This window comes from Sphingobacterium sp. JUb56, assembly GCF_014191365.1.
In the GTDB taxonomy this organism is placed as follows: Bacteria; Bacteroidota; Bacteroidia; order Sphingobacteriales; family Sphingobacteriaceae; genus Sphingobacterium; species Sphingobacterium anhuiense.
Genome location: NZ_JACHWL010000001.1, coordinates 1,177,229 through 1,192,135 on the forward strand (window position 1 = coordinate 1,177,229; position 14,907 = coordinate 1,192,135).

Sequence of the window (14,907 nt, forward strand, 5' to 3'; positions counted from 1 at the left end):
AATTAAAGTGCTCCTGTAATCAGCAGAAGCTTGATATGGCTTAATTTTAGATTGACCTGTGCTTGTGTTAAATTAAATTTTGATTCCAGCAGGATGTTCTCTGCATCGAGCAGATCGGTGAGCAGGGATTCCTGATTGAGGTAGCTGTTTCGGATGACCCGCACAGTTTCGGTCGTCTGGATGATATTGTCGGTTGCTGTTGTGACGCTTTCGAGTGCCTGTTGCTGTTGCAGGTATGCTTCCTTGACCCTGACCGAAATTTCATCTTTTTTGATGTTTGCTTTTTCTTTCTGCTGTTCGCTGAGATTGCGTGCGTGTGCGATGGTATGCTTGCTTTTGTAGAGGTTGTCTAGCGCAAACTGCATCTTGATACCGGTCTGTCCATAGCCCCAGGGATCGTTGGAGTAGGGATAAAAGGATACTTGCGGATACGTGTAGTTGTAATGTGAATACAAGGAGATCTTAGGCTGCAAGGTGGATTTTGCCTGTTTGATCTGAAGCTCGCTGATTTTGATATCACTTTGGGTGATTTTAAATTCCGGCGATTGACTGAGGGCCTCTGCCTGATAGCTTGCATAAGTTGCCAGGTTGCCAGCATCTAAGTTCACGATTTCCTGAATAGGAATTTCCAGTGGTTCGGTTTCGTTTCTTCCGATGAGTATATTGAGCCTTTGTTTGGCCAGCACTACTTTTTTCTCCACGTCCGACAAACTGAGTTCCAATTGCGAGAGCTTGACCGAAGTACGTAAGACGTCACTTTTGAGGACGACACCATTTTTATGTAGGCTCTGGATGCTGCTGAGCTGCTGTTTTTCAGTTTTGATTTCTGTCTGCAGAAATTCATGGTAGCATAGATACTTATACAGTTCGTAATAGACTAGGGCGATGGCAAACTTGATGTTGTCATGTTGCAGTTCAAATTCAACTTGTCTGCGCTGCTGCTCTTCTTGTTTGATGTGGATATTTCGTTTATCCCTTCCACCATTGTAAATATTGAAATCCAGGTTGTAACCAAAGCCATAGCCATAACTGGAAACGGGAACATCCTGCGGTTTTGAAAAGAGACCATTGTCGTAAATTAGAAATTTGGAGTTAAGGGCGTAATTTCCGGATACTGCCAGATCGGGAAGCAGTTTGTCCCGTGCTTCCTGGATACTGGTCCTGCTTTCCTGTACACTTAAATTCGCCAGATGCAGCTGCCGGTTCTGCTTTGCGGCGAGATCCCATATCTTTTCCAATGTCCAGGTACTATCAGGAGCTTGTGCGAAAGAAGCGTTTGTGAGGAAAAGATTGCCGATCAATGCGATGATTAAAAAGGGGTACTGTTTCATTTTTGTATGCTGTATAATAATCTTTGTGCAAAATTATCGGAAGAAAAGAGGAGGTGTTTTATATAATTAGCCTAAAGTTTGTTAAATTGGGCCATATGGATCTTTTGAAGCAGCTCATTAAGAATATCGATCAGCATCCCGATTCGATTTTGGTGATCCGTCAACAGACGGAACAGCAATTGCTCGCCCATCAGCATGATAAGGGGCAGCTTTTACTGGTTTACGGTGGGATTGCTTACCTGCAGACGCAGGAAAGGGACTTTTATATTCCTTCTAATCATTATATCTGGATCCCGGGCCATTTTTCCCATAATCTGATGTTCAATACCAAGGATTTACAGATTATCAATTTTTACTACCCCAGTCAGGGTGATGCTGGTTTTTACGATGAACTGGGGATTTATCCGGTGAGTAAGCTCTTGTCCGAAATGCTCGTCTTCAGTGAAAAATGGCAGGGTGATTTTTTTCAGGGGTCCTGGGAATTTGAGTTTTTGAATACGGTGAAAAATCTGTTGCCGAAGGAGCATCTGAAGAAATTTGCAATTCAGCTTCCGGTTACCGATGACACCCGTCTGAATGCTATCACGAACTATTTACGTTCGAAAATAAGTGAATCTTTGGCGCTGGAGGACATTGCCAGAACTTTTGGTTATAGTGTGAGGACTTTAACGCGGTTGTTCAAAAGCAAATTGCATATTTCTATTGTGCAGTATGTGAAAATGCTCCGGGTGATCCGTGCGATGGAATTGATGAAGGACACGGATCTTACGATTACCGAAATTGCCTATGAAGTGGGCTATTCGAATATTTCGGCATTCAGTAATACATTTTCCCAGCTGACCAATATGCGTCCGACTGATTTTAAAACGATGTAAGTTTCGCTCTAATATGTGGGCAACTGGGCAAATCGTTTTTTGAGGTAAGCTACAACGATATTCAGGTTAACAGGAAACAACATCCCAAGTTAACTGTTTTATAAGAGTATGACCTTAGCCGGTCGGAAAACTGAAGTGAGAAATATGATCAAGCGAATTAGAATTTTAGAACATAAAATATAAAAAACAATGGAATACAGGAAATTAGGAGATAGTGATTTAGAGATTTCAGCGATTACTTTCGGTGCGTGGGCCGCTGGAGGTTGGATGTGGGGCAGTACGGATCGAAACGATGCAATCGAAGCGATCAAAGCTTCTTATGATGTCGGTGTAACGGCTATCGATACTGCACCGATCTATGGTCAGGGAACGAGTGAAGAAATCGTCGGTGAGGCGATTAAGGGAATTTCGCGGGATAAGGTCCAGCTATTGACCAAATTTGGCATGCGTTGGGATCTGGCAGAGGGGAATTTAGCAATGCATAGTAAAAACAATGCGGGTGAAGCGATCGATATCTACAAGTTTGCGGGGAAGGACAGTATTATTTACGAATGTGAACAGAGTTTACGCCGTCTAGGGACAGATTATATTGATCTGTATCAAATTCACTGGCCCGATACGACAACTGCAATAAGTGAAACGTTTGAAGCCGTTGGCCGGTTGATTGAACAGGGCAAGGTGCGCTATGCCGGTGTCTGTAATTATAGTGCCTCACAAATGGAGGAAGCTGAAAAAACGTTGAAATTGGTATCCAATCAAGTTCCGTTCAGTATGGTGAATCGGGGTATTGAAGAGGAAACCGTTTCTTACTGTGTGGTGAACAATAAATCGATTTTAGCTTATAGTCCATTACAAAGAGGGTTACTGACAGGTAAGATAACAACGGATTATCAATTTCAACCAGGAGACCATCGTGCAAATTTACCGCATTTTCAGCCTGAATTTATTGCTAAGACCAATGACTTACTGGCGAAAATAAAACCGATTGCTGATGAGCATCATGCTACCTTAGCCCAATTGGTGCTGCGATGGACCATCGAAAGGGCGGGAATTACTGTTGCTTTGGCAGGAGCAAGAAATGCAGATCAAGCGGTTCAAAATGCGCAGGCAATTGCGATCCATTTAAGTCAAGAAGAAATAGATACCATTAATGAATTTGTTAGTAATTTTTAGAGAGCTATGGAAAAAAGAAATAATGCTTATCAATTAGAATTAAAAGAAGTTAGTCTGAAGAATGGAGATGCGGGAACAAAATCTTTACATTTAAATTTTGATAATCATGATGATCTGTTCAACATTTTTGAGGTGATCAGTTCGAAACAGATTTTTGATAATAAGGAAACAGCGACTGAATTTGCTTTGGGACTGAAATTGTTTACGGAAGTTATGTTGAAAAACAAAGAAAATCCTTTGTTTGAGGATTTACGTCCGGCAATTTTAGAATTTATGAAGAAATTGAAAAGTAGTTAAAAGGATAGCGGAATGGCCATAGCAAAGTAGTGATCACATGCCTTTCAGCTTGCGCGATACCAATTGTATAAAATAGGAAAAGATGTGCTTAGCACAGGTTCTTGATTTTATGGAATAGCTATTTGCTATCAGTGGAAATTAAATGTTGGAAGTTGCTTTGCTATCGCTTTTTTGCATTACGCACGGTTGTAATGCTTATTGGACCGTACTTAAACTAAAATAGATTAAAATAATGAAATGGATCAATAACATGGTCTTTGTACTGACTTTATTCGGAATTATGGATCATACTTTAGCTCAGCAATACCACAGCGATGCGCTGATAGAAGCCGCTTCTTTTGGGAAATATCGGGCCATTGGCGTAAGTGTAAACACTGCTAATCGGCTATTTGTGGCTTTTCCGAAACAAAATACCGATTATCAGTACGGATTAACAGAAATTGTGAACGGCGAACGTGTTCCTTATCCGAATGAAGAATGGAATAAACCGGGCGAAGAAGCCGGGCATTTTGTGAGCGTCCAGGATTTGTATGTTGATGCGAATGATTTTCTTTGGGTATTGGATTCGAAACCTGCACCATCAGGTTCTATTTTTGGTGATAAAGGCGAAGCTGCAGAAGGGCAGTTCAAATTATTAAAAATCAATACCCGGACAAATCAAGTTGAGAAGCGCTATAGCTTTGATGATCTGGATAAATCTAAATCGGGTTTGAACGATGTGCGTGTTGATGTCCAAAAGAATAAAGCCTATCTATCAGATCCTGGTCAAGCGGCAATTATTGTACTGGATTTAGCAACAGGGAAAACACGTCAAGTTTTAGAAAAGACATCTTTTACTTTAGCCGATCCTGATCTGATACTTGTGTATGATGGAGTGGAAATGCGGGATAAAAACGGTAAACCGTTTATGTCAAATGTGAATGGTATTGCTTTAACGCATGATTTTAAATATTTTTATTTTAAACCGATTAATAAAACACATTTATATCGCATCGAAACGAAATATTTGACCGATGAATCTTTGACCGAGAAAGAATTGGAGTCGAAAGTTGAAGATATGGGGGATGTGGGTGTGACACATGGACTGATTGCCGATAAAAAGGGCAATATTTATTTAACCAACTCCTTGGACTATACGATTAAGTATTTAAGTCCAGATGGTCACTTGCATACTTTAGTACAGGATTCAAGATTACTCTGGCCAGATTCACTAGGCATCGGAACAGATGGCTTTCTGTATTTTTCTTGTGCTCAACTTCCACAGGACCCAAATTGGAGCAATGGAAAGAACAGAACGGAATTACCGTATCGTGTTTTCAAAGTCCAATTACCTTAGATCTGGAGTCAATCTTATTTGAAAATCTGGCTAAATTTGCCACAACAAGATTGATTCCTGCTTTCTTGCTGTGGATATCGATTTGTACGGATACGGTATTACGTAAAAGCAGCTTATGCAAGTGAACATTATGCGAGAATAACAGTCTGTAGCGCTCCAAAGATAACTGTACAATGTTTATATAAATGTATTGATAATACAGACAAGGCCGATTATGATCAATCCGATGTACACGTATATAAAGAATTTTTTATGTTCGATCCGGTGGTTTAACCATCTGCCGATATAGATAGCCGGAATCATAACGGGTATTGATTTTAAGAAATAGAGGACAACTTCTTCTGTGATGAGATCTTTAAAATAATAACCGACTACGCTGATGAAGCTGACAGGTAAAAAATAACCTTGTAAGGTTGCTCTAAATTCGCTGGGATTCCAGCCTTTGATTTTTCCGTATACAACGAGCGGAGGACCGTTGATGCCAAAGGCTCCACCCAATACACCTGAAGCTATACCACAGGTCCAGAGCCATAAGCTGTTATGATCTGCTGTTTTAGCCTGTGTGTTTTTAGCAGTTAAGGCATAGGCTGAATATGCAATTAGTAATATTCCCAATCCGATTTTAATCCATTTATCATTGCCATACAGCAGCATACCCAAACCGGCTGGCAGGCCGATCAATGCAGCAAGTACGAGGTATTTGGCACTTTTAACATCTATTTTTTTGTGATCCTGAACGACGACCAATAAGGCAATGGCGACGGATAACATGACGGACATGGGAACTGCGATATCGAGTGGCAGAATAAAACTTAATAACGGAACTGCGATTAAGGCTTCGCCGAATCCAAATGTCGATCTGACTAATGTTGCAATAAAATTTATACCCAGTACTTTGATCAGTATGATATCCATCTGTATGTTGTTTTTAAATTAGTGCCGTATGTGCACAGCTTATGATGTTTTATTCTTTAAGAAATGTATCCTGCGAATAGGGTCTATTGACAAGTAAGCGTTCCTATTTATAATTTTTTGGCAGCCGTGTTCATGTACTGCTTTGGATCAAAATATATCCTTATTTTTCAGGTTACCGCAACAGTATTTTTTTGCGTCTGCGAATAATCTACAAGGATAAAAAAACGCAGTGAAAACAGCCTGCAAATACGGGGTGTAGGTTGTTTAAATGTCTATTTTGAGGGCCTCAAGATGCATTATTCTTAAATGATAAATATACGAAATATTAGCCGGTTTTGAGGTGTTAATGGGTGGCTAAATGTCGTTAATTTGTTTATTTTCTTCATCTTTTCGGTTTAATAAAAAGATGAAGAAAAATGCGAACAAATGTTATTGCATAACAATCGTCGAATAGCTGGATGGTGGGGTGTATTAAGGATTTAGCTCAGGTTGCTTTGCTGTGGTTTATTGTCATTTTGATAGGCATCAATCTGTTTTAAAAGTTCCATTGACTTTAGTAGGGGCGTCCAATCATTGCCGTTGAAAATAAAGCGAAACCATTTCTTATCTCTATTTTCAAAATTGATATTGATGAAAAGCCAAATGGACAGATAAGTGCATGCAAAGGTTATGCTGCCCTGTAAAAACCATAACAGCCAGCTTCCATTGTCCAGCATGCTATCATTCCAATAAAAGGTGGTCCAGACCGGTAACTGTAAGAAAAGTAGACGGGTGACCCATAAGGTGGTTGATTTTAAATGAGCTATTTTCTTTTGTGTCTCTAAGATGGGGCCGCTGATATCGACCTGATAAATGGTGATAAGCTGGTAGCTATAGGTGATTAATGCAATGGCCGACAGTATGACTTGCACCGTAGCTGAAAACAGAAAAAAGAGATTTGTTTTAGGGAAAGCGTTTAAGAATAAGTAAACGACTACTGTTCCTAAAAGACCGACCCAGACGACCCCCACTAAGATCGTGAAAAGCTTGATCGGCTTCATTGATGATAGGAAATGCGCCACTTTTATATGCGTAATAGCTGCTGTATTTTGTGTGCTGATAGCCAGGTTAGTATCCAACTTTTCCTGTGCCGTTTGCCAAAGCTTTTTTAATTCTAACTCGTTCATTTATTTATGGTTTTATTGTGAAAACTTTGTTTTTAATTTATCCTTGATGCGTCCAATTTTTGTTCCTATGTTGCTGACGGATAGCCCTAAAATCTCTGCCATCTCGTGATGGCTTTTGTCTTCCAGATACATCAATATAAGGGCTTTGTCCAATTCTCTCAATTCACTGATAAACTGTTCTAATAAGTCCAGCTGCTGTTCTGTTTCTACTTTTTCTTCCTTGTATAAATCTGATGTCTGCTCATTGAGAACCGTGAATCGGTTTGCTCTCGTTGTGTTTTTCCGATAAAAGGAAATCGCGACATTGAGTGAGATACGGTATAACCAGGTTGATATTTTAAACTGCTCTTTATATCTCGGAACAGATTGCCAGATCTGTATCATCATTTCCTGCATCAGATCATCCCTATCATGCTCGTCATGGCAATACACACGGGCAACTTTGAACAAAATTCCTTTGTGCTGTTCAATTATTTGCTGAAAGAATTCTTTTTGTTCCTGCTTGTTCATGATAAGTGCGCATGCCAACTCTTAATTTTAGGTAAAGTTGTTGGGTTATACCTGATGTTTTTATCTCTTGCTTTATCCATAATAAGGCTTTGCGCAGAAATGTTTGCTAAAACGAACTTTGCTATGCTCGACCAGAAAAGCTGGATGTTAGTAACCTGAAAGTACGGTTTCCAATGATGGAAAACAGGTGCTACCCGCTTCGGTAGCATACGATTTAAAGTGGCAGCAGTTATTGAAAATTCCATTGTTAAAAATATTAATTAAACTTATTTCCTTAATTATTCGCAGTGCGTGTCAAAAAATCACAGTTGTACAGCAAATATTTTTCTTTTCGGCTAGTTTTTGACTGTTTTCTGTATAAAACACTTCAATCGCAGCCTCATAGGGTGACCAATCGGGTGTTTGGGTAGTAGTGATCAGCGAATGGATTAGTTGATTTTAGGATGTTATTGCCCGCTGAAATGCTGTGATTTACGTATGAAAATAAGCTTAAGACATTTGGAGTACTGGATGAGGAACATTGATCATGCATCTTTTTTATTGAAAAATAATATGGAATATGATTGATACTGGCATCTTAAAGATGAGTATTAACCAATTCTATCATTTAATCTAGAACATCATGGCAGAGCTAAATCAAAAACAACCGGAAGCAGGAAAAAAGAAAATCAGAAGTAAAAAACTGGCTCCTAAAGTCGATCTGACAGCAATGGTGGATCTTGCATTCTTATTGATCACTTTTTTTATGCTGACGACAACATTAAATAAACCTCATCGTCTAGATATCGCAATGCCTGATAAATCTGGGCATGAACCAATATTATTGGACGAAAGGCGTGTGGTATCGCTTCTGTTAACCGATAAAGGATTGATGTGGTATCATGGCGATTTTAACCATCCGATCTCGAAACCGGAGTTCACTGACCTCAGTAAGAATGGGATAAGAAAAGTATTGGATCGAATGAAATTGGAGATCCCTGCAAAGGCGGATGGCAAGGACATGATCGTATTGATCAAACCAAGTAAGGAAGCACGGGCGGTGGATGTGGTACAGGCGCTGGACGAAATGAAGCATGTCGATATTAAACGCTATACCATCAGTAAAATAGGGGCAGATGAAGAAAAGATGGTCTTAGCTTCTCTATAATTTATTTTTGAAATTTCCGCATAGCGCTTCGTCCGATACAGACGTAGCGCTATGTTTTTAATCCTTATCTAGTTTTTCCCAGAATTGTCCTACTTGTGTTTTGATCACTTCAGGCAACTGACTGTAATTATCCGAATAGGTCGTCTTTTGGTAGCCATCTGCTTGATCTGCCTGTAATCTGTAAAACTGTTTGTTGTAGAGTACAAGAGCGATACAGCTAAGCTGTTTGTCCATATCACCTTTTGGATGTCGTGAATAGACAAAAATAGCATCTAGTTTTCCATCTTTATCGGCATCAAAAAAAGCTTTGCGGGCATCCCAGACGGAAGTGACGATATCTTTTTCTGAGACATGGTCTTCGGCAACAACAGTCCATTTGTCGTTATTTTTTTGAAACTGCTGGATATAGAGGTGATCGGGATCTGCATTCCGTTGTTCTTTAGAGAATACAATAAAATTATCTTCATTTGCTGTGGTGATATGCTCTACCTGTAGCACTCTTTTTCCTTTGAAGGGAATACTAGATTTTTCGAAATTTGCTTTATTGACCGAAATGCTGGTAATCTGTGCATCGGCTGTACCCATACTGAATCCTAGTATAAGGAGTATAGCTAGTTGTTTCATCATATTTTTATTGTTAACAGGCTCTATTTTATTTAATCTTTCTTGAAGGTAGTTATTTATAGTGAAATATGTTAATTTTAGCACAGCAATTAACTATTTGATGTTCTACTAAAGAACTTAAAGGATCGTTATATAGTAAACCTTAATGAAGTTGATCATTAACATGAAATATTCGAAATTAACCACCGTATTACTTGCATTAGTGCTCTTTTCTGCCTGCAACCATCATGGGAATGCTGGGGCATCAAAAGGAAAAGAACAGGAAACAGCCCGGAAAAGTAACGTGATCGACTTGATAGGGGACTTACATAATAAGGTAAAGGAACTGTATAAATGGAATGAAACCAAGAGCACTCATGTGGATTTTGAACCCTTACTACTAAAAGAAGCGGATAGTGTTTACGCGGGACTTGATCTGGAAATACATAAAAAGAGAATCAACGAACTGCGAGAAACAAATCTATTCACGGATCAGTTTATTTCCAATTATGATAATATAGGCTTGATCATCGACGAGAAACTCCGAAACAAATCGTGGGTATGGTATGTGGGTGAACTTCCGCCATTTGGTAACGGAGCAAATCCTTGGTGCAACTGTCAGGATAATCCAGATAATTTCTGGGAAAAGATCATATTAAAAGATGCAAATTTTGCCAACAATCTGGCCACTTTCAACTGGTCGTGGGGAGATGGCTTTAATTATAAAGCGAAGGCTGTGTTAGCTAACGGTATCTGGAAAATTGATTATCTGGAAGGTTTTGACCCGAAGCTGTTTCTTCCATCAGAATAAATGGATTACCTTTGTTAAATTATCTATTGAGATTATGCAGCTGTATCCGTCATTGATGCTTTCCGCTATTGTAAAACACTACCTCATCATCAAGCATGATCATGATGGGTATGCCGATTACCGCTTGTTTTCGGATGGCAATCCGGGTTTGGTCTTCCACTTTAAAGATCCTTTCTTACAGGTGAATGCTTGTGAATCGGGAAGTAAACAGCCGCATAGTTTTCTTTATGGACAGATGACACATTTTAATGATATCAAGTCGGTCGGAAAATTGGATATGTTGATTGTGGTTCTCCATCCACATGGTCTGCATGCGCTGACGAACTTATCGGCTTATGAATTGAACAATACCATTACACCTTTGCGTACTGTTTTTGGTCAGGAGGGAAGTGATATGGAGGAGCAGGTATTGAGTTCTAAAAGCCCTTCTGAAGCGATAAAAGCGATCGAAAAGCTGTTGATATGCCGCGTGAATCGGTTTCAAAAGCAAGATGGTCTTATGCATGGGTCTTTAGATTTGATTTATCAAGCAAACGGAATGATTGCTGTTGCTGACCTGATCCAAAAACTGCCGGTAACGGAACGGCAATTGGAGCGCAAGTTTAAAGAGCAGGTCGGAATCGCTCCTAAGAAATTTATAGACGTCATCAAGTTCCAGCATTTTCTCAAATCATTGCAAAAATCTTCTTCGGATGTTAACCTTTCTCAGGTTGTATATGCCTGTGGCTATTATGATCAGGCGCATCTGAATAATTGTTTCAAGCGTCAGGCAGGTGTTACCCCGATGCAGTATCGCCATCATGATCATCTTCTTGCGATCAACCTGATGCAGGTGCTGTAAAACGATATTGTCGGTTTTTTCCAATTTATTGCGTGTTCATCCCAATAATTTTGAATCATTAATGGTTTTAAAAAATTAGAAATCAATGGAAAACTTAAAAATTGCCAGTGTACAGTTTGAAAATCGAAGTGGAGATAAGTCTTATAATCTTGACCTGATCAAAAAGCTTACTGCTGAAGCGGCAGAACAGGGAGCTGATGTGGTTGCTTTTCATGAATGTTCAATTACCGGTTATACCTTTGCCCGCAACCTTTCCCGTGAGGACATGCTGGAGCTCGCGGAGCTGATCCCTGATGGTCCATCAGTAAACGCATTAACAGCAATCGCTAAAAAATATAAAATGACCATCTTGGCCGGCCTTTTTGAAAAAGATATTGCCGGTAATCTTTTTAAAGCGTATATCTGTGTTGATGAAACAGGTCTGATCGCGAAACACCGAAAGCTGCATCCGTTTATCAATCCGCATCTTTCTCCGGGAACAGCTTATACCGTTTTTGAGATCAAGGGCTGGAAATGTGGGGTCTTAATCTGTTATGATAATAATATAATTGAAAATGTTCGGGCGACGACTTTACTTGGTGCGCAGGTGATCTTTATGCCGCATGTAACCATGTGTACACCTTCAACACGTCCAGGTGCTGGATTTGTAGATGCCAAATTATGGGAAAATAAAGAAGAAAATGCTACGTTACTTCGGGAAGAGTTTGACGGGTTGAAAGGCCGCAGCTGGCTGATGAAATGGTTACCTGCACGTGCCTATGACAATGCCATATATGCTGTTTTTTCAAATCCTATCGGTATGGATGACGATCAGTTGAAGAATGGCTGTGCGATGATTATCGATCCTTATGGTGATATCATGGCGGAATGCCGTTCATTGGATAATGAAATCTGTGTAGCGGAACTAACTGCCGATAAGTTGGTGAAAGCGGGCGGATACCGATATATCAAGGCAAGGAAGCCTGCCCTGTACCGAGATATTTTAGGAAAAGAACATGTGAGTGAGCAAAAGGTGGTGTGGCTGGATAAATAGCTGGGCTCTTCGCAATTAAGAAATTGTCAGTGACACCTATTTTTAAGAGTGGCTGATTAAGGGACGGTATCCAGGACGTTTAAAATATGCCTGGGTACCGTTTTTTGCGATTTTGAAATCAAGAGGAGTTGTGTATATTTGAGTACTGGCTATTGCCGCTAATACCAATTTATATTTAAGACTTTAATCTTTCAATACCGCTCATCAAGATAAGAACAGCATGACTTTAATACACCTCCATAAAATCCTGCTAATAGCTGGTGCACTTACGGGCTTTGGTTTTTTGTTTTATCTCTTTCTGGGAGATGGTGTTGCATTTGAAACGCATGGTATATGGGCTAGTTTTGCCAACCTGTTAGGGGTTGTGATTCTACTGTCTCAGTTTATACTCCACTTTATTGTGCTGCTGATCATTTGTGGTACAGGTACAAAGGGCCAAGAATTGACCGTCAAGCAAATGTGGATCATCGGTATCTACTGTTTGATTGCCGTGATTGCGAATATCGTACTTATTCTTAAGCATACGACGGTTTCCCGGTCTGAAATGACGGTTGAGCGGAAATGGCGCAGTTCTGAAAAATACGAATGGGAACCTGCAATATCCAATCCTGAAGGCTATCCGGTTCGTGTGGTGGAAGGTCGTTTTTTTATTGAATCGTGGAGTAGAAATAATGCTTTTCCGGATATTGACAATAAATTTTACGATAGTCGCTGGGGGATAGGTACGTCTACTTTTATGAGTTCGGATCAGGGTGCTCTGGTGATGCCGGACAGCTTGCGTCTTTCCTGGTATTCTGTTGTGGAAGATTGTTATTATAAACTTAATGTGGCCCTGGATAAAGAAAAAATAAGTGGCCTGTTTAAGAAGGGTTTTGAAGCGAAGAATCATAATGGCGTATTCCATCGGACTTATGATGAAATTATTGTCGGATTGGCACCGGGAGGAGATGCAGCGTTATGGGTTGGCGGAAATTGGGGAAATGCTGTCGAAGTGAGTTTTTATCAGGCACAAAAAATAGATAGTACGGAGATTGAACTTGGTCAACGTCAGATGATCCAGGAGGAATTGGGAAGACTTCGTGCATCAAAAGACTGGGTTGAGCAGACACATACTGCGGCTAATCCGCAGGCATACGATAAATGGCGTAAAAAATATCGCACACCCTATGCGTGGCGTCTTCAGTTTGTGAAGGATGCTGATTTGGTTAATCCGGAGGTGGAAGTTGAATTTTTTAATGGTGAGCAGGTGACCATCATCGACAGTCTATTGCCCGAACAGGATTTTCCAGTGCATGCTGTACCTTCTTCTTTATTTTTAACTTCGACTGGACCTGATGGTAAAACAAAGCGTGATTATGTTGTTTTAGATGAGGAAAATACGTTTAGTGTGTTTGAGAAGCTTACGATGAGTAAACAGAAAATAACAGTAGTTGTTACCTGTAAAATTAATAAGCAAGGTGAAATAGAAAAGATAACGGCTAAAAATAATTTGGAAGAGCTTCCGTTAAAATTAAAAGCGGACTAAAATTTGATCGTATTAACGGTAATGATTAAAACTAAAAAATGGACGATAAATTAATTGAACAGCTCAATCTATGGCATGAGAAAAGTAAGCACCGTCAAATTATTGATACGCTTGAACAACTGCCGGCATCGGAATTAACCTATACGTTGAAAAACATGCTGGGACGGGCCTATAATAATATTTCGGATTACGGAAAAGCGCTTGACATTTTACTGTCGGAACGTACGGCAGGAGCGGAAGATCCCTTGTGGAATTTTAGGGTGGGCTATGCTTACTACTATGGTAAGGAATATGAAAAGGCATTGCCTTATTTTCAAAAAAGTGCCGCGTTAGGGGATAGCACGGCTAAGAATTTTGAGGAATGGTGTGTTCAGGAGCTGAAAAATAAAATGGAGCAACCTCCAACAAATGATGGTGCTGATCTGGATAAAAAATGGTTTGATTTTACCTCACAATTTGTTGATAAGCTCAGCAATAATGAGAACGATTGGAACGCCCTGTCGGAGCACGAACAGGAATTGGCAGCGCTTTGGAAACTTGAAATGGATATGTATAATGGCGGTTTTCTTCAGTTTTTCTGTAATTGGGGAACGGCTTGTTATGGCCATGCGGTAAGGGCATTGATGCGCTTAAAAGCAACGGAGTCATTAGCTGTTATACAAAAGCAATATGAAATTATTGAACATCTGGAGGATAATAAAGAAATAGAGAAGTTGTGGGATATTCCGAATTATCTAACGGATGCTGAACAGCATGAAATTTCTGAGGTCCTGGATCTACAGTACTGGGATAATAAAGATCAGATTATTGAAAAGACATTTACGGTTTACGCTGATTTAATGGATAATAATGAAGGAAATACGGAACGTAAATCGACTTTAAATCAGATTGCCTGGTCTTTTTCTTCGGAAGCGTACACAGATGCAGCACTATTTGATGAGGAGGTAATGCAATACCAAAAAGATATTTTCGGGTCGGCCGAGCGATGGAATCCGAATGAGATCGTACTTGACGCCTCAGCGGTGCAGATCCAATATGAAGCCTGGATCATGAAACCATCGGACTTGCTGGAGAATGAACGTCTGATTTCGGAGGATGAGGATATTTTTGATGGGGAGGCCGATGATGAAGGATATCAGGTCGAGATTGTAGCTCAGTTTAAAGCAGATAATGGTCAGAATTTCAGTGCTTTGGAATTTTTGATGAAGGCACATAATCAACAGGCAAATAAGGAACTTGGCGACCATGTATTTTTCGAGGGTATTGCCGAAGAACCTACTGAAGTGGATGGTGTGCCGACGTATTATATTGCTTGTGGCAGCTAAGTAATCCGATAATTTTATA

Annotated in this window: 16 protein-coding genes; 10 read left to right on the forward strand and 6 right to left on the reverse strand. The window is 39.9% G+C overall.

Going from position 1 to position 14,907, the window contains the following annotated elements; all coding sequences use genetic code 11:
* Positions 1–2 precede the first annotated feature (2 nt).
* Positions 3–1,331, reverse strand: coding sequence for a TolC family protein (locus tag FHR29_RS04665; RefSeq protein WP_183912746.1), 1,329 nt, complete (start codon positions 1,329–1,331; stop codon positions 3–5).
* Positions 1,332–1,426: 95 nt separating this feature from the next.
* Here FHR29_RS04665 and FHR29_RS04670 point away from each other — a divergent pair, with 95 nt between their 5' ends.
* From FHR29_RS04670 to FHR29_RS04685, 4 genes are all read left to right on the forward strand, one after another.
* Positions 1,427–2,206 carry an AraC family transcriptional regulator gene (locus FHR29_RS04670; RefSeq protein WP_183912748.1) on the forward strand — a complete coding sequence of 260 codons (780 nt, stop codon included), beginning with the start codon at positions 1,427–1,429 and terminating at the stop codon, positions 2,204–2,206.
* A gap of 189 nt (positions 2,207–2,395) precedes the next feature.
* Positions 2,396–3,379: an aldo/keto reductase gene (locus FHR29_RS04675; RefSeq protein ID WP_132845333.1), complete on the forward strand. Its 984-nt coding sequence runs from the start codon at positions 2,396–2,398 to the stop codon at positions 3,377–3,379.
* Between the two features lie 6 nt (positions 3,380–3,385).
* Entirely contained in the window at positions 3,386–3,676 is a 291-nt protein-coding gene (locus FHR29_RS04680) for a DUF3861 domain-containing protein (protein WP_021191612.1), read from the forward strand.
* A 232-nt stretch (positions 3,677–3,908) separates the two neighbouring features.
* Positions 3,909–5,012 carry an L-dopachrome tautomerase-related protein gene (locus FHR29_RS04685; RefSeq protein ID WP_183912750.1) on the forward strand — a complete coding sequence of 368 codons (1,104 nt, stop codon included), beginning with the start codon at positions 3,909–3,911 and terminating at the stop codon, positions 5,010–5,012.
* A 177-nt stretch (positions 5,013–5,189) separates the two neighbouring features.
* On the opposite strand, the gene FHR29_RS04690 is transcribed toward FHR29_RS04685, so the two are convergent.
* The 4 genes from FHR29_RS04690 to FHR29_RS04705 form a co-directional block, all read right to left on the reverse strand.
* Positions 5,190–5,927 (reverse strand): sulfite exporter TauE/SafE family protein, encoded by a 738-nt coding sequence (locus FHR29_RS04690; protein WP_183912752.1) that lies wholly within the window; start codon positions 5,925–5,927, stop codon positions 5,190–5,192.
* 479 nt (positions 5,928–6,406) lie between these two features.
* The gene (locus tag FHR29_RS04695; protein WP_183912754.1) at positions 6,407–7,093 is read right to left on the reverse strand and encodes a hypothetical protein; all 687 of its coding nucleotides are present in this window, start codon (positions 7,091–7,093) and stop codon (positions 6,407–6,409) included.
* A 12-nt stretch (positions 7,094–7,105) separates the two neighbouring features.
* Positions 7,106–7,603, reverse strand: coding sequence for an RNA polymerase sigma factor (locus tag FHR29_RS04700; RefSeq protein WP_183912756.1), 498 nt, complete (start codon positions 7,601–7,603; stop codon positions 7,106–7,108).
* Positions 7,600–7,848 (reverse strand): hypothetical protein, encoded by a 249-nt coding sequence (locus FHR29_RS04705; protein WP_183912758.1) that lies wholly within the window; start codon positions 7,846–7,848, stop codon positions 7,600–7,602. Before FHR29_RS04705 ends, FHR29_RS04700 begins: the two co-directional genes overlap by 4 nt.
* Positions 7,849–8,225: 377 nt before the next feature.
* Here FHR29_RS04705 and FHR29_RS04710 point away from each other — a divergent pair, with 377 nt between their 5' ends.
* Positions 8,226–8,750 (forward strand): biopolymer transporter ExbD, encoded by a 525-nt coding sequence (locus FHR29_RS04710; RefSeq protein WP_021191605.1) that lies wholly within the window; start codon positions 8,226–8,228, stop codon positions 8,748–8,750.
* Between the two features lie 57 nt (positions 8,751–8,807).
* On the opposite strand, the gene FHR29_RS04715 is transcribed toward FHR29_RS04710, so the two are convergent.
* Entirely contained in the window at positions 8,808–9,377 is a 570-nt protein-coding gene (locus tag FHR29_RS04715) for a hypothetical protein (RefSeq protein WP_183912760.1), read from the reverse strand.
* 160 nt (positions 9,378–9,537) lie between these two features.
* Between FHR29_RS04715 and FHR29_RS04720 the strand changes: the two genes are divergently transcribed.
* The 5 genes from FHR29_RS04720 to FHR29_RS26430 all read left to right on the forward strand — a co-directional run bounded on the left by FHR29_RS04720 (position 9,538) and on the right by FHR29_RS26430 (position 14,888).
* The gene (locus FHR29_RS04720; RefSeq protein WP_183912762.1) at positions 9,538–10,164 is read left to right on the forward strand and encodes a hypothetical protein; all 627 of its coding nucleotides are present in this window, start codon (positions 9,538–9,540) and stop codon (positions 10,162–10,164) included.
* A 34-nt stretch (positions 10,165–10,198) separates the two neighbouring features.
* Positions 10,199–11,005 carry a helix-turn-helix transcriptional regulator gene (locus tag FHR29_RS04725; protein WP_183912764.1) on the forward strand — a complete coding sequence of 269 codons (807 nt, stop codon included), beginning with the start codon at positions 10,199–10,201 and terminating at the stop codon, positions 11,003–11,005.
* Between the two features lie 85 nt (positions 11,006–11,090).
* Positions 11,091–12,038 carry a nitrilase family protein gene (locus tag FHR29_RS04730; RefSeq protein WP_183912766.1) on the forward strand — a complete coding sequence of 316 codons (948 nt, stop codon included), beginning with the start codon at positions 11,091–11,093 and terminating at the stop codon, positions 12,036–12,038.
* Between the two features lie 220 nt (positions 12,039–12,258).
* Positions 12,259–13,563, forward strand: coding sequence for a DUF2931 family protein (locus tag FHR29_RS04735; protein ID WP_183912768.1), 1,305 nt, complete (start codon positions 12,259–12,261; stop codon positions 13,561–13,563).
* Positions 13,564–13,601: 38 nt separating this feature from the next.
* Positions 13,602–14,888 (forward strand): DUF4375 domain-containing protein, encoded by a 1,287-nt coding sequence (locus FHR29_RS26430; protein ID WP_221197800.1) that lies wholly within the window; start codon positions 13,602–13,604, stop codon positions 14,886–14,888.
* The last annotated feature ends 19 nt before the right edge of the window (positions 14,889–14,907 follow it).

Excerpts from the sequence above, each read along its gene's own strand:
- FHR29_RS04705 (WP_183912758.1), bottom strand. The coding sequence starts at position 7,848 with ATGGAATTTTCAATAACTGCTGCCACTTTAAATCGTATGCTACCGAAG.
- FHR29_RS04665 (WP_183912746.1), bottom strand. The coding sequence starts at position 1,331 with ATGAAACAGTACCCCTTTTTAATCATCGCATTGATCGGCAATCTTTTC.
- FHR29_RS04685 (WP_183912750.1), top strand. The coding sequence starts at position 3,909 with ATGAAATGGATCAATAACATGGTCTTTGTACTGACTTTATTCGGAATT.
- FHR29_RS04715 (WP_183912760.1), bottom strand. The coding sequence starts at position 9,377 with ATGATGAAACAACTAGCTATACTCCTTATACTAGGATTCAGTATGGGT.
- FHR29_RS04735 (WP_183912768.1), top strand. The coding sequence starts at position 12,259 with ATGACTTTAATACACCTCCATAAAATCCTGCTAATAGCTGGTGCACTT.
- FHR29_RS04670 (WP_183912748.1), top strand. The coding sequence starts at position 1,427 with ATGGATCTTTTGAAGCAGCTCATTAAGAATATCGATCAGCATCCCGAT.
- FHR29_RS04720 (WP_183912762.1), top strand. The coding sequence starts at position 9,538 with ATGAAATATTCGAAATTAACCACCGTATTACTTGCATTAGTGCTCTTT.
- FHR29_RS26430 (WP_221197800.1), top strand. The coding sequence starts at position 13,602 with ATGGACGATAAATTAATTGAACAGCTCAATCTATGGCATGAGAAAAGT.
- FHR29_RS04695 (WP_183912754.1), bottom strand. The coding sequence starts at position 7,093 with ATGAACGAGTTAGAATTAAAAAAGCTTTGGCAAACGGCACAGGAAAAG.
- FHR29_RS04710 (WP_021191605.1), top strand. The coding sequence starts at position 8,226 with ATGGCAGAGCTAAATCAAAAACAACCGGAAGCAGGAAAAAAGAAAATC.
- FHR29_RS04690 (WP_183912752.1), bottom strand. The coding sequence starts at position 5,927 with ATGGATATCATACTGATCAAAGTACTGGGTATAAATTTTATTGCAACA.
- FHR29_RS04680 (WP_021191612.1), top strand. The coding sequence starts at position 3,386 with ATGGAAAAAAGAAATAATGCTTATCAATTAGAATTAAAAGAAGTTAGT.
- FHR29_RS04730 (WP_183912766.1), top strand. The coding sequence starts at position 11,091 with ATGGAAAACTTAAAAATTGCCAGTGTACAGTTTGAAAATCGAAGTGGA.
- FHR29_RS04725 (WP_183912764.1), top strand. The coding sequence starts at position 10,199 with ATGCAGCTGTATCCGTCATTGATGCTTTCCGCTATTGTAAAACACTAC.
- FHR29_RS04675 (WP_132845333.1), top strand. The coding sequence starts at position 2,396 with ATGGAATACAGGAAATTAGGAGATAGTGATTTAGAGATTTCAGCGATT.
- FHR29_RS04700 (WP_183912756.1), bottom strand. The coding sequence starts at position 7,603 with ATGAACAAGCAGGAACAAAAAGAATTCTTTCAGCAAATAATTGAACAG.